At 71.8% G+C, this 20341-nt stretch carries 21 protein-coding genes; 10 read left to right on the forward strand and 11 right to left on the reverse strand.

Annotation, left to right across the window (positions count from 1 at the left end):
• Positions 1-142: 142 nt before the first annotated feature.
• Positions 143-1054, forward strand: a complete 912-nt coding sequence (locus tag ACIO3O_RS01415) for a hypothetical protein (protein ID WP_401740494.1) — start codon at positions 143-145, stop codon at positions 1052-1054.
• A 39-nt stretch (positions 1055-1093) separates the two neighbouring features.
• On the opposite strand, the gene ACIO3O_RS01420 is transcribed toward ACIO3O_RS01415, so the two are convergent.
• The 4 genes from ACIO3O_RS01420 to ACIO3O_RS01435 form a co-directional block, all read right to left on the reverse strand.
• Positions 1094-2008, reverse strand: a complete 915-nt coding sequence (locus ACIO3O_RS01420) for a sucrase ferredoxin (RefSeq protein ID WP_401740495.1) — start codon at positions 2006-2008, stop codon at positions 1094-1096.
• 8 nt (positions 2009-2016) lie between these two features.
• Positions 2017-3240: a cupin domain-containing protein gene (locus ACIO3O_RS01425; protein WP_401740498.1), complete on the reverse strand. Its 1224-nt coding sequence runs from the start codon at positions 3238-3240 to the stop codon at positions 2017-2019.
• Positions 3237-3620 carry a BatC protein gene (locus ACIO3O_RS01430; protein ID WP_401740500.1) on the reverse strand — a complete coding sequence of 128 codons (384 nt, stop codon included), beginning with the start codon at positions 3618-3620 and terminating at the stop codon, positions 3237-3239. The genes ACIO3O_RS01425 and ACIO3O_RS01430 overlap by 4 nt, the downstream gene beginning before the upstream one ends.
• A 274-nt stretch (positions 3621-3894) precedes the next feature.
• Positions 3895-4068 (reverse strand): hypothetical protein, encoded by a 174-nt coding sequence (locus ACIO3O_RS01435; protein WP_401740502.1) that lies wholly within the window; start codon positions 4066-4068, stop codon positions 3895-3897.
• Positions 4069-4230: 162 nt separating this feature from the next.
• Here ACIO3O_RS01435 and ACIO3O_RS01440 point away from each other — a divergent pair, with 162 nt between their 5' ends.
• The 6 genes from ACIO3O_RS01440 (at position 4231) to ACIO3O_RS01465 (ending at position 11881) form a co-directional block, all read left to right on the forward strand.
• Positions 4231-5238: an Lrp/AsnC family transcriptional regulator gene (locus tag ACIO3O_RS01440; protein WP_401740504.1), complete on the forward strand. Its 1008-nt coding sequence runs from the start codon at positions 4231-4233 to the stop codon at positions 5236-5238.
• Between the two features lie 230 nt (positions 5239-5468).
• The gene (locus ACIO3O_RS01445; RefSeq protein ID WP_401740506.1) at positions 5469-6902 is read left to right on the forward strand and encodes an amidase; all 1434 of its coding nucleotides are present in this window, start codon (positions 5469-5471) and stop codon (positions 6900-6902) included.
• Between the two features lie 171 nt (positions 6903-7073).
• The gene (locus ACIO3O_RS01450) at positions 7074-7397 is read left to right on the forward strand and encodes a hypothetical protein (RefSeq protein WP_401740509.1); all 324 of its coding nucleotides are present in this window, start codon (positions 7074-7076) and stop codon (positions 7395-7397) included.
• A complete protein-coding gene (locus ACIO3O_RS01455; RefSeq protein ID WP_401740511.1) occupies positions 7394-8854 on the forward strand; it encodes a sodium:solute symporter family protein in 1461 nt (486 codons plus the stop codon). The genes ACIO3O_RS01450 and ACIO3O_RS01455 overlap by 4 nt, the downstream gene beginning before the upstream one ends.
• A gap of 68 nt (positions 8855-8922) precedes the next feature.
• Positions 8923-10305 (forward strand): malonyl-CoA decarboxylase domain-containing protein, encoded by a 1383-nt coding sequence (locus tag ACIO3O_RS01460; protein WP_401740513.1) that lies wholly within the window; start codon positions 8923-8925, stop codon positions 10303-10305.
• A 52-nt stretch (positions 10306-10357) separates the two neighbouring features.
• Positions 10358-11881: an AMP-binding protein gene (locus ACIO3O_RS01465; protein ID WP_401740516.1), complete on the forward strand. Its 1524-nt coding sequence runs from the start codon at positions 10358-10360 to the stop codon at positions 11879-11881.
• A gap of 40 nt (positions 11882-11921) precedes the next feature.
• Here the strand turns inward: ACIO3O_RS01465 and ACIO3O_RS01470 are convergent, their stop codons facing one another.
• From ACIO3O_RS01470 to ACIO3O_RS01480, 3 genes are all read right to left on the reverse strand, one after another.
• Positions 11922-13046, reverse strand: a complete 1125-nt coding sequence (locus ACIO3O_RS01470; RefSeq protein WP_401740518.1) for an NAD(P)/FAD-dependent oxidoreductase — start codon at positions 13044-13046, stop codon at positions 11922-11924.
• Positions 13047-13528: 482 nt separating this feature from the next.
• Positions 13529-14359, reverse strand: coding sequence for an ABC transporter permease (locus ACIO3O_RS01475; protein ID WP_401741818.1), 831 nt, complete (start codon positions 14357-14359; stop codon positions 13529-13531).
• Between the two features lie 8 nt (positions 14360-14367).
• Positions 14368-15312 carry an ATP-binding cassette domain-containing protein gene (locus ACIO3O_RS01480; protein ID WP_401740520.1) on the reverse strand — a complete coding sequence of 315 codons (945 nt, stop codon included), beginning with the start codon at positions 15310-15312 and terminating at the stop codon, positions 14368-14370.
• Between the two features lie 120 nt (positions 15313-15432).
• On the opposite strand from ACIO3O_RS01480, the gene ACIO3O_RS01485 reads away from it, so the two are divergent.
• Entirely contained in the window at positions 15433-16071 is a 639-nt protein-coding gene (locus tag ACIO3O_RS01485) for a PadR family transcriptional regulator (protein ID WP_401740522.1), read from the forward strand.
• Between the two features lie 88 nt (positions 16072-16159).
• On the opposite strand, the gene ACIO3O_RS01490 is transcribed toward ACIO3O_RS01485, so the two are convergent.
• Positions 16160-16729, reverse strand: coding sequence for a TetR/AcrR family transcriptional regulator (locus ACIO3O_RS01490; protein ID WP_401740524.1), 570 nt, complete (start codon positions 16727-16729; stop codon positions 16160-16162).
• Between the two features lie 254 nt (positions 16730-16983).
• Here ACIO3O_RS01490 and ACIO3O_RS01495 point away from each other — a divergent pair, with 254 nt between their 5' ends.
• Entirely contained in the window at positions 16984-17727 is a 744-nt protein-coding gene (locus ACIO3O_RS01495) for an alpha/beta fold hydrolase (RefSeq protein WP_401740527.1), read from the forward strand.
• Positions 17724-18233, forward strand: coding sequence for an HPP family protein (locus ACIO3O_RS01500; RefSeq protein WP_401740530.1), 510 nt, complete (start codon positions 17724-17726; stop codon positions 18231-18233). Before ACIO3O_RS01495 ends, ACIO3O_RS01500 begins: the two co-directional genes overlap by 4 nt.
• A gap of 22 nt (positions 18234-18255) precedes the next feature.
• On the opposite strand, the gene ACIO3O_RS01505 is transcribed toward ACIO3O_RS01500, so the two are convergent.
• The 3 genes from ACIO3O_RS01505 to ACIO3O_RS01515 form a co-directional block, all read right to left on the reverse strand.
• Positions 18256-18975 carry a leucine-rich repeat domain-containing protein gene (locus ACIO3O_RS01505; RefSeq protein WP_401740531.1) on the reverse strand — a complete coding sequence of 240 codons (720 nt, stop codon included), beginning with the start codon at positions 18973-18975 and terminating at the stop codon, positions 18256-18258.
• A 59-nt stretch (positions 18976-19034) separates the two neighbouring features.
• A complete protein-coding gene (locus ACIO3O_RS01510) occupies positions 19035-19598 on the reverse strand; it encodes a dihydrofolate reductase family protein (RefSeq protein ID WP_401740533.1) in 564 nt (187 codons plus the stop codon).
• 206 nt (positions 19599-19804) lie between these two features.
• Positions 19805-19984: a hypothetical protein gene (locus ACIO3O_RS01515; RefSeq protein ID WP_401740534.1), complete on the reverse strand. Its 180-nt coding sequence runs from the start codon at positions 19982-19984 to the stop codon at positions 19805-19807.
• Positions 19985-20341 lie beyond the last annotated feature (357 nt).

The raw sequence follows: 20341 nt of genomic DNA on the forward strand, positions 1-20341 counted from the left end.
ACGTAGTCCCGGTCGCCGTCCCGCTACCTCCGCGGGAGGAGACCGGCTCCGGGAACGTTCCGGGGAACTCCGGATGGGACGGCCCGCCCGCCGTTGAGACGCTCAACGTGCCATCGAGAAAGGCCCGTTGAAAGGACTCATCATGCGCAGGACCGCATCGGCCGCCACCGCGCTCGCCGCCCTCGTCGTACTGGCGGCGGGCGCACCGGTCGCCCTCGCCCACACCGCCCGGCCCCCGACGGCCCCCGTCTCCGTCACCGAGCGCTGCCGCGTGCCGCAGCTGCCGCCCGAGGGCGAGCCGCTCGTCGTGGACCCCGACAGCGCCAAGGCCCCCTCGGGCACCTCCCGGCCGGTCACCGACCACGCCACGTACCGGCGCGTCGCCTCCGCCGTACGCAACTTCACCACCTGCATCAACGCCGGTGACCACCTGCGCGCGGCCCCGCTGCTCAGCGCGCACTTCGTCAAGGACTTCATGGGCCAGGACAGCTACCGCACGGTCCCCCAGGTGCTGGGCGGGCTGCGCATCGACCACCTGCGCATCGACGGCATGCGCGCGTACGCGGACGGCAGCTTCACCACGGACCTGAACTACCTTGCGTACGGCCACCAGTTGGCCCACGTCGAGATGTCCTGGTGGAAGGACCCGAAGGACGGGTTCCTGAAGGTGAACGGCCTGAGGGCGCTCAACTCGCCCGTGGCGCGAGGGGCCCAGGAGGTGCGCGTGGAGATGGGCGAGTACTTCTTCCGGCTGGACCGCACGACGGTACGCGCCCCGCACGGTTCCGCCGTACTGCGGCTGACCAACGTCGGCACGCAGCGGCACGAGGCCATCCTGCTGCGCCTGCCGGAAGGCGCGACGGGCGCGGACCTCTTCAACGGCAAGCTCTCCCCCAAGGACGTGACGACCATCGCCCAGGAGAACGGGGGCTCCGAGCTGTCCCTCGTCGGCCTGACCCCGGGGACCTACACGCTGGTCGACTTCATACCGGCGGCGGACGGCAAGCCGAACGGCATGCACGGCCAGACCGCGCAGTTCACCGTGACGCGCTGAACCCTGGGCCGAACGGGTGACGGAGTGGGGGGCCCGGGCTCACACCGGGTGCAGCGCGGTGACCTCGTAGGTGAGCGCGGTGCTGCGGAACCGGCCGTTGCAGGTGAGCCGCAGCGGCGCGGAGCGGTGGGACCGTACCTCCACGTCGTACGCGGACAGGCCCGGCGCGAGGCCGGTGACGCGGATGAACCAGCGGTCGCCCTCCTCGGGGTCGCGGTCGCGGAGCGTCCTGTCCACCGCGTACGCATGGCGTCCGGCGGGGCCGTCCCGGTGCAGGACCGCTGACACGGCGGCCTGTTGCGCCGGGGCGAGGTCGGTGTATCCGCGCAGGTGGGCGGCGTGAATACGGTCGTCGAGATGCGCCTGCACGGTGGTGCGGGCGGTGTCGGCGTCGAGGTTGCCGTAGTAGACGCCGTCGGGTGCGACCAGCACGTTGGCGGCGAACCGGTCGCCGCCGACGTGCGTGCACTCCCACACCAGCTCCGGCCAGCGCTCGGCCAGTGCCCGTCCCACCGGGCGGCCGCGCACCGCGCAGCAGGTGTCGTGCACGCCGTGGGCGCAGACGAGCAGGACGGGCGGCAGGCCAAGTGCTCCGGGGGCGGCCAGGGCGTCGACGATCCCGGTGAGGTCCTCGTCGCGACTCCAGGTGCCCCAGTGCTGCCGGTGGGAGCCGTCCCTGTGGCCGTGCAGGACCGCCCAGCGGCGCGGGGCGTCGGCGGTCCGGCGGCGGCCGTGGCGGCGGATCAGCAGGATGCGGGCCCGCAGCGCCTGCGCGGCGGCGTAGACCCGGGCCTTGGCGTCGGGTTCCAGGTCGAGTCCGTCGAAGCCGTTGGCGGGCCAGCTGCCGTGGTACTCGACGAGGACCCATACGGAGCCGTACGGCGCGGTGCCCGCGAGCGCGTCGCCGCGTTCGCGGGCCGCGTCGGCGCAGAAGAAGCGGCCCGGTGTCGTCATCGGCCGGGTCAGGTCGCGGCGGGCACGACGACGCCCGCACGCAGCAGTCGTACGACCAGGTCCTGCCCGAGATCGCCGGTGCGGTGCTCGCCGCCGTCGAGCAGGCGGCGCACCTGTGCCAGTTCCGGGTCGGCGAAGTCCAGCCATCCGGCGCGGGTGTGCAGCCGCCGCCCGTCCAGCCTCGCTGCCAGCGCGCCCCGCAGACGTACCGGAGTGTCGGCCGCGAGCCCCTGGACGGCCGCGAGCTGGGACAGCGGTCCCATCGGCTCGGGGCGGCCCTGGCTCCTGCGGGCGCGGTGGAAGCGGGGGGCGGGGTCGCTCGTGGTCAGCGCGGCCGCAAGCCGTTCCCGTACGAAAGCGAGTTCGTGTACGAGTGCGGACGCGTCGTCCGGGGCGTCCACTCCCAGCGGCAGCGAGGCGCGCATCGCGGGGTCGTCGCGCAGTTGTGCCAGCGCTGCCTGGACGAGGTGTTCGGCCAGGGCGTGGCGGGTCACGTTGTGCACGCCGAGCGTGAGGTGGACGGAGACCTCGCCCTGCGCCTCGGCCGCGTGCAGCCAGCCCCGGGGCAGGTAGAGGACGTCGCCCGGCTCCAGCAGGGTGTCGATGGCCGCCTCGCCCCGGGCGGCCTCGGCGACGGCGGCGCGGTGGTCGGTCCAGGGCTGGTCGCGGAGGGGGTCCGGGTGGACGGGCTCGTGGATGACCCAGCGCTTGGTGCCGGCGATCTGGAGGACGAAGACGTCGTGCACGTCGTAGTGGTCGTCGAAGCCGCGGTTCTGGGGCGGGGTGACGTAGGCGTTCGCCTGGACCGGGTGGCCGAGTTCGGTGCTGAGCCGCGAGGTGAAGTCGGTGAGGGGCTGCCAGGTGCGCTGGAGGGCCTGGAGCACGAGCGTGGCGCCGTCGGCGAACGCCCGCCACAGGGCGGTGTCGTCCAGCTGGTCGGTGATGGTGGCGCCGACTCCGCCGGAGCTGGTGAAGGAGGAGTCGGGGAGGGTGGTGCCGTTCTTGGCGACGCGCAGGAAGGGGGTGCGCAGGCCGCGTCGGGAGATCAGTTCGTCGACGGCGTCGGGCGAGAACAGGTCGGAGAAGTCGCTCGCCGCGCGGGTGAGGAGCGGGGTGCGCGCCCAGACGTCACGGGCGAAGTCGGCTCGGTCGAGGCGGGTCAGGCGCGACTCCAGGACACCGCGGCCGGAGTCGGCCGCGGTGTCCTGGAGGGCGAGGGAGCCGATGCTCAATGTGCGCCGCCGTCCGCACCGCCGTCGTGCACGCCGGGCGTACCGGCCGCACCGCCGTCGGCGGGGCCTTCCGCGCCACCGTCGGCGCCGCCGTCATGGACGCCGGGGGTACCGGCCGCTCCGCCGTCGGCCGGGCCCTCCGCGCCACCGTCGGCGCCGCCGTCATGGACGCCGGGGGTACCAGCGGCTCCGCCGTCGGCCGGGCCCTCGGCACCGCCGTCGGCGCCGCCGTCATGGACGCCGGGGGTACCAGCGGCTCCGCCGTCGGCGGGACCCTCCGCGCCACCGTCCGCACCGCCGTCGTGCACGCCAGGGGTTCCGGCTGCTCCGCCGTCCGCGGGGCCTTCGGTCTCGTGGGCGTCCTGCTCCGGGTGAGTCATGCTTCCTCCTGCGAGTCGGGGGTGGCCGCAGCGGCCGGTGATTGCTCTGGTGCGGCTCCCAGTACCCCTCAAAAGCTCACTCACGCGTGCATCACCGGCAACCGGAGGCCGGCGGGCCCGAGGGGGGCCGCCGGAGGGCACGAGGGAGGGTCCGCCCGAGGTCCCGTCAGCGGGAACGGAGCGGGGCCCCGGGCCCCGGAGCGGTGGTTCGGGAGGGTGGGGTGCACGGAGGCCACCGGCACGGTCCGCGCACCACCACCCGTGAGGCCGAGCGCTACTTGATGACCTCGACCTTCTTGTCACCGGCGGACGCCTGGACCACCGGCTTCACCGTGCCCGTCTGCCGGTCGCTCGCCGTGTCGGCGCTGTTCCCGGAGACGCTCACGGCGACGGCGAAACCGGCGGCCGCCAGGGCGGTGAGGGCGGTGGCGGCGATGAACTTCTTCATGGGTTTCCTCCCGAAAGTGGTGACGCGTGGTGAAGGTGTGGTGAATCTATCGCGCAACTGCCGCCGAGGGAACGGGTGTTGGATCACCTCCCGGAGCCGCCCGGGGACGGCGGCGGCAGCAGCCCCCGGGCCGGTGGGAGGGGCGGGGTTAGGGTGGCTCGCGTGAATGCGGTTGGTGGGTGCCTCGATGATCTGGACCGTCGTGTCGTCGCTGCTCTGCAGGTGGACGGGCGGGCTTCCTGGCGCCGGATCGCCCTGGCCCTGGGGGAGCCCGAGCGCACGGTGGCCCGGCGCGGCACGCAACTGCTGGGCAGTGGGCAGGTGACGGTCGCGGGGCTGGTGCCGCGCGGGGAGACCGTGATCGTACGGCTGTCGTGCCGTCCGGCGGCCGTGCGCGAGGCCGCCGTGGCCCTGGCCCGGCGGGAGGACACCGTCTTCGGGTACGCGCTGGCCGGGCCGGTGGACTGTGTGGCCGAGGTGCAGTGCCCGCCCGAGCAGCTGTCCCGGTTCATGCTGGAGGAGGTGCCGGGCGTCCCCGGTCTCGTATCCAGTCAGGTGTCGCCCGTACTGCGGTACTTCCGTACGGTGCACGACTGGCGTCCGGGGATTCTGGGCGCCGAGGAGACGGCCGCGCTGGACCGGTTTCCGTCGGCGGCCGAGGGCGTGGGGGTGCCGGACGTCGAGATCGGCCCCGAGGAGCGGGCGATCCTGCGGGCCCTCGCGGACGACGGACGACGGACGCACGAGGAACTGGCGGCGATCGCCGGGGTGTCGGAGGCGACGGCCCGTCGCCGGGTGGAGGCGCTGTCCCGTTCCGGGATGGTGAGCATCCGGGCGTCGGTGGAGCCCGCGCTGCTGGGGCTGCCGGTCGAGGCGATGCTGTGGATCAGGACCCGGCCGGACGAAGTCGAGGCGGTGGGACGGCTGTTGGCCGCGTCGCCGCTGGTGCGGTACGCGGCGGTCGTGATGGGTGAGCACCAGTTGCTGGTCGACGTGACGCAGCCGTCCAGGGAGGCGCTGTACGAGTACCTCACGGCGGCCCCCTGGGTGAGCCGGGTCGAGGCGGTGCAGTCCCATCTCGTGGTCGAGGCCTTCAAACGCAGCGCCACACCCACTCCGCTGTTGCGCGAACTCCTCGCACGGGGCGGGCGGGGCACAGCCAGGGGTTGACGAGGGCGCGCCGGGAGAGAGGGCGCGCGGGACGTACCGAACCAGCCGGGAAGCGGTCGCCGCCCGGCTTTTTGCTGCTCCGCAGGAATGGTGGAATCACCTCGCATGGAGTCCGTAAACGACACACCTTCGGATCTAGATGGCGGAAAAATTCAATATCGCCAGCCCATTGACTGTTTTCGTCAGTCGGTCGCAGGATGGGGCCACCCCGACCCCGCACAAGGACGGTTATGACCGACGACCTCTGCTCCTGTGACGCCACCGACCTGGCCGCACGCATCCGCCGCCGCGAACTCTCCGCCCGTGAGGTCGTCCAGGCCCATCTGGACCGGATCGCGCAGGTGAATCCCGTGATCAACGCGATCGTCACCCTCGACGCCGAGGGCGCCCTGGCCGCCGCCGCTGCCGCCGACGAGCACCTGGCGCGCGGCGGGGAGCCGGGGCCGCTGCACGGGCTGCCGATCGCGTTCAAGGACACCCACCTGACCCGGGGCATGCGCACCACCCATGGCTCGCCGCTGCACGCCACCGACGTACCCGACCGGGACGAACTGCTGGTCGAGCGCATCCAGGCGGCCGGGGCGATCCGTATCGGCAAGACCAACGTCCCCGAGTTCGCGGCCGGTTCGCACACCTACAACCCCGTGTTCGGCACCACCCGCAACCCGTACGACCCGACCCGCTCCGCCGGAGGCAGCAGCGGCGGCGCGGCGGCCGCCCTCGCCGCCGGGCTCCAGGCCCTCGCCGACGGCAGCGACATGGGCGGCTCGCTGCGCAACCCCGCCTCCTTCTGCAACGTCGTCGGGCTGCGTCCGACCCCCGGCAGGGTGCCGACGGAGACCGGCGGGAACCTCTGGGACACCCTCGCGGTGGCCGGTCCGATGGGGCGCACGGTCGCCGACACCGCCCTGCTGCTGTCCGTGATGGCGGGGCCCGACCCGCGCAGCCCGATCAGCCTCGACGAGCCCGGGTCGGCGTTCCGTACGGTGCGCGAGCGCGACCTCACGGGGCTGCGCGTCGCCTGGGCCCCGGACCTGGGCGGCCGGGTGCCGGTCGACCCCGAGGTGCTGGCGGTCCTGGAACCGCAGCTGGCGGTCTTCGAGCGGCTCGGCTGCCGGATCGAGGAGGCCTGCCCCGAACTGGACGCCGCCGAGGACGTATTCCGCACCCTGCGCGCCCACGAGTTCGCGCTCGGGCTGGGCGAGACGCTCGACGCCTCCCCCGGTGCCCTCAAGTCCAGCATCGTCTGGAACGTCGAGGAGGGCCGCAGGCTCACCGGGCCCGACGTGGCCCGCGCCACCGCCGCCCACAGCCGCCTCCACCTGGCGGCGGTCGACTTCTTCTCGCGGTACGACATTCTGCTGGCCCCGGTCAGCCAAGTCGTCCCTTTCGACGCGGAGTTGGAGTGCCCGCAGATCATCGCGGGGCAGCCCCAGCACACGTATCTGGACTGGATGCGTTCGGCGTACTTCGTCTCGGTGCTGGGTGCTCCGGCGCTCAGCGTGCCCGCCGGATTCACCCCCGGCGGACTGCCCGTCGGCGTGCAGATCGTCGGGGCGCCGCGTGCCGAGCGGACCGTGCTGGAGGTCGGCGCCGCCTACGAGGCCGCCACCGGGCACCGCCGGCGCAGGCAGCCGGTGCTCGCCGCTCCCCCCGTCGGCTGACGGCACGTCACCTGCCGGCCGCACCCGACCACGGCTGCCGGCCGCACCCGACCACGACGGCGGGCCGCACCCGACCACGGCTGGCGGCCGCACCCGCCGACTGGCGCCCGCGCCCGACGACTGCCGGCCGCACCCGCCGACGCCCCCTCCTGCTCCGGGAGTTCCTTGCTCATGAGACCGCGCACATCCCCTCCGGCACCCCCCTCGGCACACCACCCGGCCCCGGCCCGCCGCCCGGCGCCTCACTCGCTCTGGGCGGCCGTGCCCGTACTGGCCTTCCTGGCCACGCCGTTCCTGCCCTTCGTCAGCGGCCCGCACCTGTGGCTGGGCCTGCCCTCGGTCCTCGTCTGGTGCGTGCTGTGGACCGTCGGCACCAGCGCCGCCCTCGCCCTCGTCGAACACCTCGCCCACAGCGACGAGTACGAAGAAGACGAGGTCCACGAAGACCCCGCCCCCGACTCCCCCGCCCGGTCCCCCCAGGAGGTCCCCCGATGAACACCGTCATGGTGATCACCCTGCTGGGCATCGTCTCCATCGCCGTCGTCGGCATGACCGGCCGCCGCGCGAAGTCGCAGGACCTCGGCGACTGGACGGTGGGCAAGCGCGGCTTCTCCTCCGTCGCCACCTGGTTCCTCCAGGCGGGCGAGTCCTTCACCACCTTCAGCTTCCTCGGGCTCGCCGGGCTGGCCTTCGGCGGTGGCGTCGCCGCCTGTTACGCCCTCGCCTACCTCGCCATCAGCATCGTCCTCCAGTACCTGACCGGCCCCCGGATCTGGCGGCTCGGCCGCGACCGCGGGTACCTCACGCAGGCCGACTTCTTCGCCGACCGCTTCAACAGCCCGCTGCTCGGCAAGGTGGTCGCCGTCGTCGGCGCGGTCTTCCTCCTCCCGTACCTGCAACTCCAGATCACCGGCCTCGGCCTGATCGTCCAGCTCGCCACCGGCAGCACGTCCGGCGGCACGCTCAGCATGGTGCTCGCGACCGTCCTCACCGTCGCGTTCGTCCTGTGGTCCGGCATCCGCGGGCTCGCCCGCGCCGCGTACCTCAAGGACGTCCTGATGGTGGCCGCCCTGCTCGCACTGCTGATCGCCGTGCCACTCGCCTTCGACGGCGGCATCGGACAGCTCTTCCACGACGTCCAGGACAAGCACCCCACGCTGCTGGGCCTCCACGGCGAGTACGACACCACCTTCTTCGTCACCGCCACCGTGATCAGCGGCATCGGGGGCGGCCTGGCCACCATGGCGCACCTGTGGCCGCCGGTCCTCTCCGCGCGCAGCCCGCGGGCCCTGCGCCGCAACTACGTCTGGCTGCCGCTGTACCAGGTGGCCCTCGCCGTCCCCGTCCTGGTCGGCTTCGCGGGCGTCCTGCTGCTGAGCCCGGACAGCGGGTCGCAGGAGATCCTGCTCACCCTCGCCGGGCACACCATGCCCGACTGGCTGGTCGCCGTGGTCGCGGTCGCCGCCGCGTCGGCCGCGATGGTGCCGTCGGCCGCGATCGTCATGGGCATCTCCACCCTCGTCTCGCGCAACCTGCTCCCTGCCCGCACCGAGCGGTCCCGGCTGCGCGCCAACCACGTGTGCGTGGTGGTCGCGGCGGCGCTCGCACTGGTCCTCGGCCTGACCCGACCCGACCTGCTGGGCAACCTGCTGCTCCTCACGTACGGCGGACTGTCCCAGCTCGCCCCGGCCACCCTCATGGCGCTGGCGAAGCGGAACCGGCTCGATACGATTCCGGCGCTGCTCGGCATCGTCACCGGCGTCGCGGTCCTGGCCTGGCTCACCTTCGGCACGACGGACATCGGCACCTGGGACGCGGGCCTGATCGCGCTGGCGCCCAACCTGGTGGTCACCGGGCTGGCGCAGCTGGTGGTCCGTCGCCGCGCGACCGGCGCGGGTGACGGTGGGCGCGCGTCCGCCCGTACGGAACCCGTCGCGGCGGGGCGGCTGTAGCGGAAGGCCGGGGGCTGTGCGGGTAGGCCGTACAGCCCCCGGGGACCCCAACGGAAAGGCGCGGAACAGTGGACGGGCACGAGCGGAACACGCGGGACGGGCAGCAGGAGCGGGACGGACAGGACGGGCAGCACGCGCAGGAAGGCCGGCACGACGACTGGCTGCTGACCGACCTCTTCGAGGTCCTCGGGCAGCGACGCGGCACCCGCCCCGCGACCGAGGACTCCCCCCTGGAGCAGGCGATCGCCGCCTGCGAGGTCCTGATGAGCGACGTGGGCGAACCCTCGATGCGCGCCGTCGCGACCCGGGCCCTCGGCGCGTACGCGCAGCTCGACGACGCCGGGAAGCGGGCTTTCTTCACCCACGTCACCCGGACCTACGACGCCGACCCCGACCGGGTCCGGGCCGCCTACCACCACTGGGAGGAGGCCCGGAGCGCCGGTTCCCGGGGCGAGGCGGAACTCGTCCGGCTCTTCGACGCGGTCGAGCCGCCCCGCCAGCAGTTGCTGCGCCGGATGAACCACGCCCCGGACGCCACGCTCGCCCTGGTCGGGATGCGTGCGGACGTACGCCGCCTGATGCGCGAACACCCGGACCTGCGCCCCCTCGACCACGACCTCCACCACCTGCTCACCTCCTGGTTCAACCGAGGTTTCCTGCGCATGGCGGAGGTCACCGGGGACGCACCGCCGCACCTGCGCCGCCATCTGATGCGCGGGGAACAGGTCCATCCGATGGCCGACGAGGACGAGCTGCGCCGCCGCCTGGAACCCGAGGACCGCCGCATCTACGCCTTCTTCCACCCGGCCACCGGAGAGGTGCCGCTGATCTTCGTGGAGGTCGCTCTGGTACGGGGCCTGCCCGACCGGATCGCCCCGCTGCTGGCCCCCGGGCCGCCGCTCGACCCCGCGGAGGCGGACACGGCGACCCTCTACTCCATCAACAACGCGCTGGACGGGCTGGCCGGGATCTCCTTCGGCAGCCTGCTCATCAAGCAGGTCATCGAGCAGGTCGGGGTACAACTTCCGCATCTGACCGGGTTCTTCACGCTCTCCCCGATCCCCGGCTTCCGCCGCTGGCTGACCGAACAGGCCACGACGGACCCCCAACTCGCTCTGCTCACCTCCGCGTTGGAGTCCGGAGAGAACCCCGAACGGGTACGCGCCCAACTCCTCCCGGTGCTCGCCCGATACATCGCCGTCGAACGCCGCGCGGACGGCCGACCGCTCGACCCCGTCGCCCGCTTCCACCTGGGCAACGGCGCCGCCGCCTGGCAGCTCGACTGGCCCGCGAACGACTCCACCGAGGCCTGGCGACAGTCCTACGGCGCGATGATCAACTACCGCTATGACCCTGCCCTGTTGGAGCGCCGCCACGAGGACTTCGTACGACACGGAACCGTCGCGCTCGACGGCCCGCTGCGGAACGTCCTTCCCGGGACACCAAGCTGACCACCCCCACCCCCACCCCTCCCCCGCCCACTCCCCGAGAGGAACCACCCCCATGCCCCCCTTCGCATCCCTCCACCGGACCTTCGTCGCGCAGGCGGAGCGGCAGCCCGACAAGGTGCTCTTCGAACTGCCCGGCGAGCGGAACATCACCTACGGCGAGACCGCACGAACCGTGCGCCGGATCGCCGCCCGCCTGGTCGCCGACGGCGTCACCCCGGGCGACCGGGTCGCCATGCAGGTGGAGAAGTCCCCGGAGGCGATCGCGCTGTACCTGGCGACCTTGCAGGTCGGGGGCGTGTTCCTGCCGCTCAACACGGCGTACACGGGCACGGAGATGGACTACTTCCTCGACGACGCCCGCCCCCGGGTGTTGGTCTGCTCCCCGGAGCGCCGGTCCGAGCACGCCCATCGCGAAGGGGGCGACCTGGCCGTCGAGACGCTGGGCACGCACACGGACGGCACCCTCCTCAACGACCCCGCCTCCCCCGAACTCCACGAGGCCCACGAGGTGTCGGCGGACGACCCGGCGGCGATCCTCTACACCTCCGGCACCACCGGCCGCTCCAAGGGCGCGGTGCTCACCCACGGCAACCTCGCCTCCAACTGCCAAGCCCTCCTCACCGCATGGCAGTTCACGGAACACGACCGCCTGATCCACGCCCTCCCCGTCTTCCACGTCCACGGACTCTTCGTGGCCGCCAACATGGCCCTGGCGGCGGGCGCCTCCCTCCACTACCTGACGAAGTTCGACACGGAGACGATCATCGACCTGCTGCCCCGGGCCACCGTGCTCATGGGCGTGCCCACCTTCTACACCCGTCTGCTGAAGAGCGAGCGGCTCACGCCTCAGGCCTGCGCCTCGATGCGGCTGTTCGTCTCCGGATCGGCCCCGCTCCTGGCGAGCGACCACGAGGCCTTCGAGGCCCGCACCGGACACGCCATCCTGGAGCGTTACGGGATGACCGAGACCGGCATGAACACCTCCAACCCCTACCAGGACGGCCCCCGCAAGCCCGGCACGGTCGGCCTGCCGCTGCCCGGCGTCGAGGTGCGCGTGGTGGACCCCGAGAGCGGCACGTCGCTGCCCGACGGCGAGATCGGCAGCATCGAGGTGCGCGGCCCGAACGTCTTCACCGGCTACTGGCAGATGCCCGAGAAGACCGCCTCCGAGTTCCGCGCGGACGGCTTCTTCATCACCGGTGACCTGGGGCGCATCGACGAGGACGGCTACCTCTGCATCGTCGGCCGGGGCAAGGACCTCGTCATCTCCGGGGGCTACAACATCTACCCCAAGGAGATCGAGGCCCTGCTCGACGCACACCCCACCGTCCTGGAGTCCGCCGTGATCGGCGTCCCGCACCCGGACTTCGGGGAGACGGTGGTGGCGGTGGTCGTCCCGGCCCCCGGCCAGGACCCGCAGGAGGCCGAACTCCTGCGCTTCATCGCGGACGACTTGGCCCGCTTCAAGCACCCGAGGGCGGTGAAGGTGGTGCCGGAACTGCCGCGCAACGTCATGGGCAAGGTCCAGAAGGCCGAACTGCGCAAGCAGTACGCCTCCCTCTTCCCCACGGCCTGAGCCTCTGGCCTGCCTGACCGACCAGCGCCGCCCCCGGCCGTCATGAGCCGAACCGCTCCGGACCGAAATCCGCAAGCATCTCGTCTCGTTCCCCTCCCAGGATTTCCGCGGCGAGCAGCCTGCCGACGGCGGGAGCGAGCGTGATCCCGCTGTGCGTAACGGCCTCGTAGTACCCCGGCACGGACGGTACGGCTCCCACCGAGGGGAATCCGTCGACGGGGATGGGCCGGTTGCACACCCGGGTCTGAGTGATACGGGAGTCGCCGAGCTCGGGAACGACGCGTCGCGCCGACTCGTGGAGCAGCCGTCCGAGTTCCGCCGGTTCGCTACCGGTGTCGATGAGTGCGTCGATCTCGCGGCTGTGGAGAACCACCGAACCATCTCCATCAGGGCGGATCTCGATACGAGGCGCGTGCATGGGAAGGTGAACCGGGACCTGAGCACATGCAATCCGCGCGACGGCGCCGGGTTCCCAGCGCATCGGCAGCTGCCGTACGACGAGCCCGGCGACGTGGGAGGCGCTGGGGCCCGCCGCGTTCACGACGACGTCGACGTCCAGCCGGCTCCCGTCGGACAGAACGACGTCCCGAACGGCCCCGTCGGCACCAGTGCCGATGTCACGGACCGCAGTGCCGAATCGGTGCTCGGCACCGGCCTCCACGGCCAGGCCGACCAGGCGGCTGACGAGATGACGGCCGTGCACCCAGGCTTCGTCGGGACAGAACACGACCGGAACGTCGTCGGGCACGGCCAGTGCGGGTTCGAGGCGGCGGCGAACCTCGGCCCCTGTGCACACCTCCACCCGGTAGTCCCATCCCACCAGCAGCTCGGCCGTCTTCAGGAGTTTCGCCTCCGCCGCCGGATCGTCCGCCCAGCGCAGGTGCCCGCCGGGATACCACCACGAGTCCGGCCCAACGGCTCTGGCGAGCTCCTGGTAGGCCGCCATGCTCGCGACGTTCAGATCGAAGTAGGACTTGCGCACGGTCTTGTTGCTGGCGTTGACCCACGAGAAGGACCAGTTGGTGACACCTTCGCCCGGTCGGGCCGCATCGATGAAGACCACCTCGGCACCGAGCCGGGTCAAGTTCCAGCCCACGCTGGCCCCGAGGATGCCCACTCCGACGACAGCAACTCGCTCAGTCCGCTTCTTGGGTTCCTTCCGCACAAGCGCCCACTCCCCGGAACACAACTACTGCAAACGGGCTCCCCCTCTTCCTCCTCCTCGCCCCCTTGGCCTCCCCACTCTTCCTCCCCCTCGCCCCCTTGGGCTCCGCCCCCCTTCCCCACCCTCGCCCCCTTGGGCTCCGCCCCCCCTTCCCCACCCCCGCCCCCTTGGGCGACGGGGCCGCCCCAAGGGGGCGGAACGGGCGGGCAAGGGGGCGGCCCGCCCGACACCGGGCCACCCCCGTTCCGGCCCTCTCGCCGCCGGGTCGGCCCGGCACCGGCCCCCGGTCAAGCACCACACCCGCTGCGTGCCGCAGCCGAGGCCCCGGCCCAGCCCCGTACCGGATGCGTGCAGCCCCGGGCTGCCTGGGCAAGGGGGCCCCAGCCCCGCCCCTTCACCCAAAGCGCTCGCCGCGCGGCTGGGTAGGGGGCTGGTCGCGCAGTTCCCCGCGCCCCTGACAGGGGCACGGGACGAGCCGCCCGCTACCGGCTCAAGTTGCGGAAGCGCCCGATCGCCAGCGGGAAGAAGACCGCCACCAGCACCACCGGCCACCCCACCGCCAGCAGTCCGGCGTGGTCAGCGGCCCACGAAGTCCCCGTCGCCCCCGGATTGCCGAAGAGGTCCCGTACCGCCGTCGCCGTCGCCGACATCGGGTTCCACTCCACCACCGCCCCCAGCCACCCCGGCATCGACTCCGGCGAGGCGATCGCGTTGGAGAGGAAACCGACCGGCCAGACCAGGATCTGCACGGCCTGCACCAGTTCCGGTTTGCCCGCGACCATCGCCAGGTGGATGCCGATCCACAGCATCGCGAAGCGCAGGAGCAGCAGCAGTCCCACCGCCCCGAGGAAGGCCGCCGCCCCGTTGTGCCAGCGCCACCCCATGGCGTAACCGACCCCGAGCATCACCATCAGACCGACCACCGACTGGAGCATGTCGGCGACGCTCCGCCCGACCAGCACCGCGCCCGAGGTCATCGGCATCGCACGGAACCGGTCGATGACCCCCTTGCCCAGGTCCTGGGTGACCGAGAGCATCGTCGCTTCGAGGCCGAAGGCCATCGTCATGGTGAGCATGCCGGGGACCAGGTAGTCGGTGAAGTTCCCTTCGACGCCCCGGCCGCCGCCGATCAGATAGCTGAACATCAGCAGCATCATCACCGGGAAGACCAGCCCGACGACCACCCGGACGGGCTGCCGCCCCCAGTGCGCCAGTTCGCGCCGGGTCATCGTCCAGGAGTCGGCCGCGGCCCACCCCAGGGCCGATCCGGTGGCGGTGCTCCCGGGCACCACCGCGGGCTTCCTCGTACTCATGGTCGTGCTCATGCCGCTTCCCCCTTCGTCAGGTGCAGGAAGACCTCGTCGAGCGTCGGCCTCCGTACGGCGATGTCCCTCGCCTCGACCCCGGCCTCCTCCAGCGCTCGTACCGTCCCCGTCAGAGCGCCCATCCGGTCGCTGACCGTGGCGCTGGCCAGCAGCCGGTCCTCGTCCACGGTCACCTCACCGGGCAACAGCAAGGCCGTGAGGGCCAGTTGGGACGGATCGTGCAGCGTCACGTCGATGCGGTCGCCGCCCGTCCTCGACTTCAGCTCGTCGGCCGTGCCCTCCGCGATGACCCGCCCGTGGTCGATCACCGAGATGCGGTCGGCCAGTTGGTCGGCCTCCTCCAGGTACTGCGTGGTCAGGAGTACGGTCGTACCGTCGCCGACCAGGGACCTGACCGCCTTCCACACCTCCGTACGGCCGCGGGGGTCGAGGCCCGTCGTCGGTTCGTCCAGGAAGAGCACCTGGGGCCGGGGGATGAGGGAGGCGGCCAGGTCGAGCCTGCGCCGCATGCCGCCGCTGTACTGCTTCACCGCCTTCCTCCCGGTGTCGGCGAGCCCGAACCGGGCGAGGAGCTCGTCGGCCCGGGCACCCGCACTGCGCGCGCCGAGGTGGTAGAGGCGGCCGAACATCTCCAGGTTCTGACGGCCACTCAACTCCTCGTCCACAGCGGCGTGCTGGCCGAGCAGCCCGATCCGCGAGCGGACCTCGACCGCCCGGGTCCTGACGTCGACCCCGGCCACCTCGACGCGGCCCGCGTCGGGCTTGAGCAGGGTGGACATGATGCGTACGGCTGTGGTCTTGCCCGCACCGTTGGGGCCCAGCACGGCCTGGACGGTGCCGCTCGGGACGGTGAGGTCGAGGCCGTCGAGGGCCTGCTTGTCCCCGCCCTTGTACTTCTTCCGCAGTCCCTCGGCGACGATCGCCGGATCGCGGTCGGTCACAACGCACTCCTCAGGGCAGCTGGTCAAACTTGACTACTGGAGGAAGGTAGCCACCTCTCACCCATTAGTCAAACTTGATTACTGTTACGGTCTAGTCAACGTTGATCAGAAAGGGTGCTCATGTCGGTGATCCGGCTGCTGGTCCTGGGCGCGGTCCGCATGCACGGACGGGCCCACGGCTATCAGGTACGCAACGACCTGGAGTTCTGGGGCGCCCACGAGTGGTCCAACGCCAAGCCGGGCTCGATCTACCACGCGCTCAAGCAACTGGCCAAGCAGGGACTCCTCGTCGCGCACGAGGTCGCGCCGAGCACCGTGGGCGGCCCGCCCCGGGTCGAGTACGAGATCACCGACGCGGGCAACGAGGAGTACTTCTCGCTGCTGCGCGCCTCCCTGACCTCGCACGACCAGCGGATCGACGTACTCTCGGCGGGCCTCGGCTTCATCGTCGACCTGCCCCGCGACGAGGCCGTCGCCCTGCTCAAGCAGCGGATCGAGGGGCTGGAGCGGTGGCGCGCCGGGGTCACCGAGCACTACGTGCCGGAGGACGGGCCCGCCCAGCTCGGGCACATCGGCGAGATCATGAACATGTGGGTGCACCTGGCCGACAGCGGCGCCCAGTGGACCCGCGACCTGATCGCCCGGATCGAGGGCGGCGCGTACGACTTCGCGGGCGAGGGCGAGCCCTTCGTGGCGGTGGTGCCGGACGGCGACCCGAACCCGTACGCGACGGGCCCGCACCCCGAAGACCTGCGCTAGCGCCCCCAGAGTCGGGGCCCGCGGAGTCGGGACCCCCTGAGTCGGGGCCCGCGGAACCGCGCCACATGGAGCGCGCCCGGCACCCGCCTCACGCCCCCGCCGCGTCCAGCAGCAGTCCGGCCGCCGACTTCGCCTGGTCGGCGGTGTCCCGCACGCCCGTGATGGCGGCGGTGGCCATCGCACCGTTGGCCAGCAGGGCGAGCTGGGCGGCGAGCAACTCCGTGGCGGCCGGGGGGACGTCCGTCTCCGCCAGGAGTTCGGCCAGGCGGGAGCGGAGGCCGAGTTTGTGGCCCCGGGCGACCGCCGCCACGCTCTCCGAAACGCCGCCCATCTCGCCGTACGTATTGATGAAGACGCAGCCCCGGAAGGCGGGGTCGGCGAACCAGTCGGCCAGGAAGTCGAACACGGCCAGCACGCGTGCGCGCGGGTCGGTGCGGGCGGCGACGTAGCTCTCGACGCCCGCGCCCACCGTCTCGTCGCGGCGGCGCAGCACCGCCTCCAGGAGGTCCGACTTCGAGGGGTAGGCCTGGTAGAGGCGTTTGAGCGAGACGCCCGACGCGGTGCGGATGGCGTCCATGCCGACAGCCTGCACCCCGCGTTCGTTGAACAGCGCCTCGGCCGCGTCCAGGACGCGGATCTCGGCGGTCTCCAGCTCCACTCCTCGATCACCCCTTGCATTGAGAACCATCGTTCTCCTATCTTAGCCGACAGCGGGAGAACGACCGTTCTCCTCGCGAAATCACCGGAGAACAGGGGACAGTTGTGTCTGTTGCACCCACGAATGAACCCACGAAGCACGAGGTGCGGTAACGGACGGTCGACGTCGACGGCGTCGAGGTCTTCTACCGGGAGGCGGGCGACCCGTCGCGGCCCGCGCTCGTGCTGCTGCACGGCTTCCCGTCCAGCTCGCACATGTACCGGCGACTGCTGGCCGAACTCGCCGACGAATTCTGGCTGATCGCCCCGGACCACGTCGGATTCGGCCGCTCGGCGTCGCCGCCGGTCGAGGAATTCCCGTACGGCTTCGAGAAGTTGGCCGAGGTGACACGCGGGCTGCTGGACCGGATCGGGGTCGGGCGGTTCGCGCTGTACGTGCAGGACTACGGCGCTCCGATCGGCCTGCGGATCGCCGCCGACCAGCCGGACCGGATCACCGCGCTGATCACCCAGAGCGGGAACGCGTACCAGGAGGGGTTCACGCCCTTCTGGGACCTGCTCTTCCGGCACGCCGCCGATCGCGCCGCGCACGAGGAGGAGGTACGGGGCATGCTGACCGTCGAGGCGACCCGTTGGCAGTACGAGCACGGCGTCCCCGCCGACCGGCTGGAGCGGATCGCGCCCGAGGCGTGGCTGCTCGACCAGGCGGGACTCGACCGGCCCGGCAATCAGGAGATCCAGCTCCAGCTCTTCTGGGACTACCAGTTCAACCTGGAGCAGTACCCGCGCTTCCAGGAGTACTTCCGCACGCACCGCCCGCCGACCCTCGTCGCCTGGGGCGCGGGCGACGAGATCTTCGGCCCTGAGGGGGCGAAGGCCTTCGCCCGCGATCTGCCCGAAGCGGAGATCCACCTGCTGGACGCGGGACACTTCGCGCTGGAGACGCACGGTGCTGAAATCGCCTCTCTGGTACGGGACTTCCTGCGGCGGAACCGGTGAGCGCGAGCGAGGCGGGCGCGGGCGGCGTGGGCGCGGCCCACGGCGCCCGGCTGCGGGACGCGCTCGGCGCGCTGACCACGGGGGCGGTCGCGCTGGGGCTGGTGCTGGTGCTCGCGGTGGCGCAGGGCGCGGCCGGGCTGCACGTGTTCGCGATCCCGTTCGTGGCCACGGCGGCGGTGCTCGCGCTGGCCCCCGGGGCGCCGCTCGCCCGGCCCCGGGCGATCCTGGTCGCCTACCCGGTGGCCGTGGCGACGGCGCTCGCGGTCACCGCCGTGGCCGGTCCTTCCACGTACACGGCGGCGGTCGCGGTCGCCCTGTCGGTCGCGCTGATGGCGTGGGCGCGGGCACCGCACGTACCGGCGGTGCCGGCGGCGGCGGCGATCGGGCTGACCGACCCGGGCGTGGGGTACGTACTCGATCCGCTGATTCCCGGGGTGCTGCTGGTGCTGGGTGCGGCCCTGGTGGCGGGGCGGGTGCTGCCTCGATACGCATACGGGTGGCACTGAGGGACTTCAGGGCTTCAGAGCTTCAGAGGAGAACGACGCAGCCCTGCCGCTCCAGTTCGGCCACGATCGGCAGGCCCGGTTCGACCTCGTTCCAGCGCACATCCAGCTTCTCCAGGGCGGGCAACTCGGCCAGCCACGACGGCAGTTGGCCGATCCGATTGCCGCGCAGGTCGACATGCCGCAGGCGCGGGAGACCGGCGAGGGCGGGCGGCACCTCGGTGCACCTGTTCTCGCGGAGGTCCAGGTGACGGAGTTCGCGCAGCGCCCCGAAGGACGCGGGCAGGCGATCGAGGGCGTTCCCCCGGAGCCAGAGTTCCCGCAGGTGGCGGAGTCGGCCGATGCTGTCGGGGAGGGTGGTGAGCCGGTTGTGCTGGGCCCTGAGCTCGATGAGGCCGACCATGTCGCCGAGGGTGTCCGGGAGGTGGGTGAGGGTGTTCTCGCCGACGTTGAGGTAGCGCAGGCGGGTCAACCTCCCCAAGGACGAGGGGAGTTGACACAGCTGGTTGTCATGCAGGTAGAGAAAGTCGCCGAGTTCTTCCAACAGGCCGATTTCCTCCGGCACTTCACTGAGCGCGTTGTGGCCGAGGTCGAGCGTGGTGAGGCGGCGCAGGTGCGCGAGGGCGGGCGGGAGGTCGGTGAGGCCGTTGTCGGCGAGGATCAGGACGCGGAGGTCGGTCTGCCGCCAGACGGATGCGGGCACGGTGCCGAGCCCGTAACGCCAGAGGTTGAGTGCGCGGGGCACGACGGCTCGCTTTCGACTGCGTACGTTCCGTACGTTCGGAGGAGGGCGGACGCCGGGAGTCAGCGCGCGACGCGGTAGCGGTAGTAGGCGACCTTCGCGTGGAAGGTGCGGGTGTCAAGGAGTTCGAGAGCCACCTGACGCTCGCGCCGGGGGAAAAACGGAATGCCGCCGCCGACCAGCACCGGGTAGACCCTGGCCCGGTACTCGTCGATCAGGTCCAGCGCGGCGGCCTCGGCGGCCAGGGTCGCGCCGCCGATCGCGATGTTGCCCTCCCCCGGCTCGGCCCGCCACCGCTCGATCTCCTCCACCAGGCTGCCGGACGCCAGGCGGGCGTTGCCCTCCACGGCCGTGAGGGTGCTGGAGAACACCACTTTGGGAAGCGGCTTCCAGACGGCGGCGAACTCGCGGGTGGAGAAGTCGAGCGAGGGATTCTGGTCGGCGTTCTCCCAGTACAGCATCGTCTCGTACAGCCGCCGCCCCATCAGGTGGACACCGAGCTCGCGCACCTCGTCGGTGGCGAAGCGGAAGACGTCCTCTTCGGGCGTCGTCCAGTCGAAGCCGCCGTCGGGTCCGACGATGTAGCCGTCCAGGGAGACGCTCATCGAATAGGTCACGCTGCGCATCGGAAGTCCTCCTCAGTGACGGGCCCGGCGGGGCACCACGGCAGTCTGCCCGATACCCGCCCGGAATTCCGTCCCTTCCCCGCGGCACCCGGAACTGCCGTGCCGACCCCGAGTCCGCCGCGTCCCATGAGCTCGGCCGCCCCGATGCCGCCGAACTCATCGGCTTCTTCTCTTGAGCTCGGGGAGCACAGGTCCGTCCAGGCGGATCATCCCCAGATCAGCAGATACCCTCCCGTGAACGACAACGCGCTGAGGGCGTATGCCGTCAAGGGAAAGTAGCCCTTGGGCAACGCCTCCTGGCGCTCCACCACGCCCGTCGCCCGCGAGTCGTACACAAGGGCGACCAGGTCCCCCACCTCCGGAAAGTCGGGCTGTGCGTCGACCATCCACCGACGCTCCACACCGTCGTCGGAGACATGTGAGCACAGCACGCGTACCGGTCGCTGGTCATAACCCTCGTAGACGCGCTCCACGCATACCGCCTGTACCAGAACTCCATTCTCCCGGAGCCCTCGCTCAACAATCGCCGCGCGAATCCCCATAGCCAGAAACAAAGCGCCAAATAGGAGCAAAACCATCCCGATTCCCCATTTCCGCAAGGCACACCACGACCACCACCGGAACGTCGACCACCAGCACCAGTGCGTCCGCCGGCACTTCCCGCAACGCCGCTCCCGCCCGCCCTGCCCCTGGCCCTGGCCCTGGCGCCACGACCTCGTTGATCACGACAGCATCAAGGACGT

Source organism: Streptomyces sp. NPDC087440, assembly GCF_044744005.1.
Lineage (GTDB): Bacteria > Actinomycetota > Actinomycetes > Streptomycetales > Streptomycetaceae > Streptomyces.

Bases quoted from the DNA above. Each gene is read 5' to 3' on its own strand.
- ACIO3O_RS01485 (WP_401740522.1), top strand. From the start codon at position 15,433: ATGTCGGTGATCCGGCTGCTGGTCCTGGGCGCGGTCCGCATGCACGGA.
- ACIO3O_RS01435 (WP_401740502.1), bottom strand. From the start codon at position 4,068: ATGAAGAAGTTCATCGCCGCCACCGCCCTCACCGCCCTGGCGGCCGCC.
- ACIO3O_RS01430 (WP_401740500.1), bottom strand. From the start codon at position 3,620: ATGACTCACCCGGAGCAGGACGCCCACGAGACCGAAGGCCCCGCGGAC.
- ACIO3O_RS01455 (WP_401740511.1), top strand. From the start codon at position 7,394: ATGAACACCGTCATGGTGATCACCCTGCTGGGCATCGTCTCCATCGCC.
- ACIO3O_RS01515 (WP_401740534.1), bottom strand. From the start codon at position 19,984: ATGGTCGACGCACAGCCCGACTTTCCGGAGGTGGGGGACCTGGTCGCC.
- ACIO3O_RS01495 (WP_401740527.1), top strand. From the start codon at position 16,984: ATGTACCGGCGACTGCTGGCCGAACTCGCCGACGAATTCTGGCTGATC.
- ACIO3O_RS01420 (WP_401740495.1), bottom strand. From the start codon at position 2,008: ATGACGACACCGGGCCGCTTCTTCTGCGCCGACGCGGCCCGCGAACGC.
- ACIO3O_RS01415 (WP_401740494.1), top strand. From the start codon at position 143: ATGCGCAGGACCGCATCGGCCGCCACCGCGCTCGCCGCCCTCGTCGTA.
- ACIO3O_RS01450 (WP_401740509.1), top strand. From the start codon at position 7,074: ATGAGACCGCGCACATCCCCTCCGGCACCCCCCTCGGCACACCACCCG.
- ACIO3O_RS01445 (WP_401740506.1), top strand. From the start codon at position 5,469: ATGACCGACGACCTCTGCTCCTGTGACGCCACCGACCTGGCCGCACGC.
- ACIO3O_RS01465 (WP_401740516.1), top strand. From the start codon at position 10,358: ATGCCCCCCTTCGCATCCCTCCACCGGACCTTCGTCGCGCAGGCGGAG.
- ACIO3O_RS01510 (WP_401740533.1), bottom strand. From the start codon at position 19,598: ATGCGCAGCGTGACCTATTCGATGAGCGTCTCCCTGGACGGCTACATC.
- ACIO3O_RS01475 (WP_401741818.1), bottom strand. From the start codon at position 14,359: ATGAGTACGAGGAAGCCCGCGGTGGTGCCCGGGAGCACCGCCACCGGA.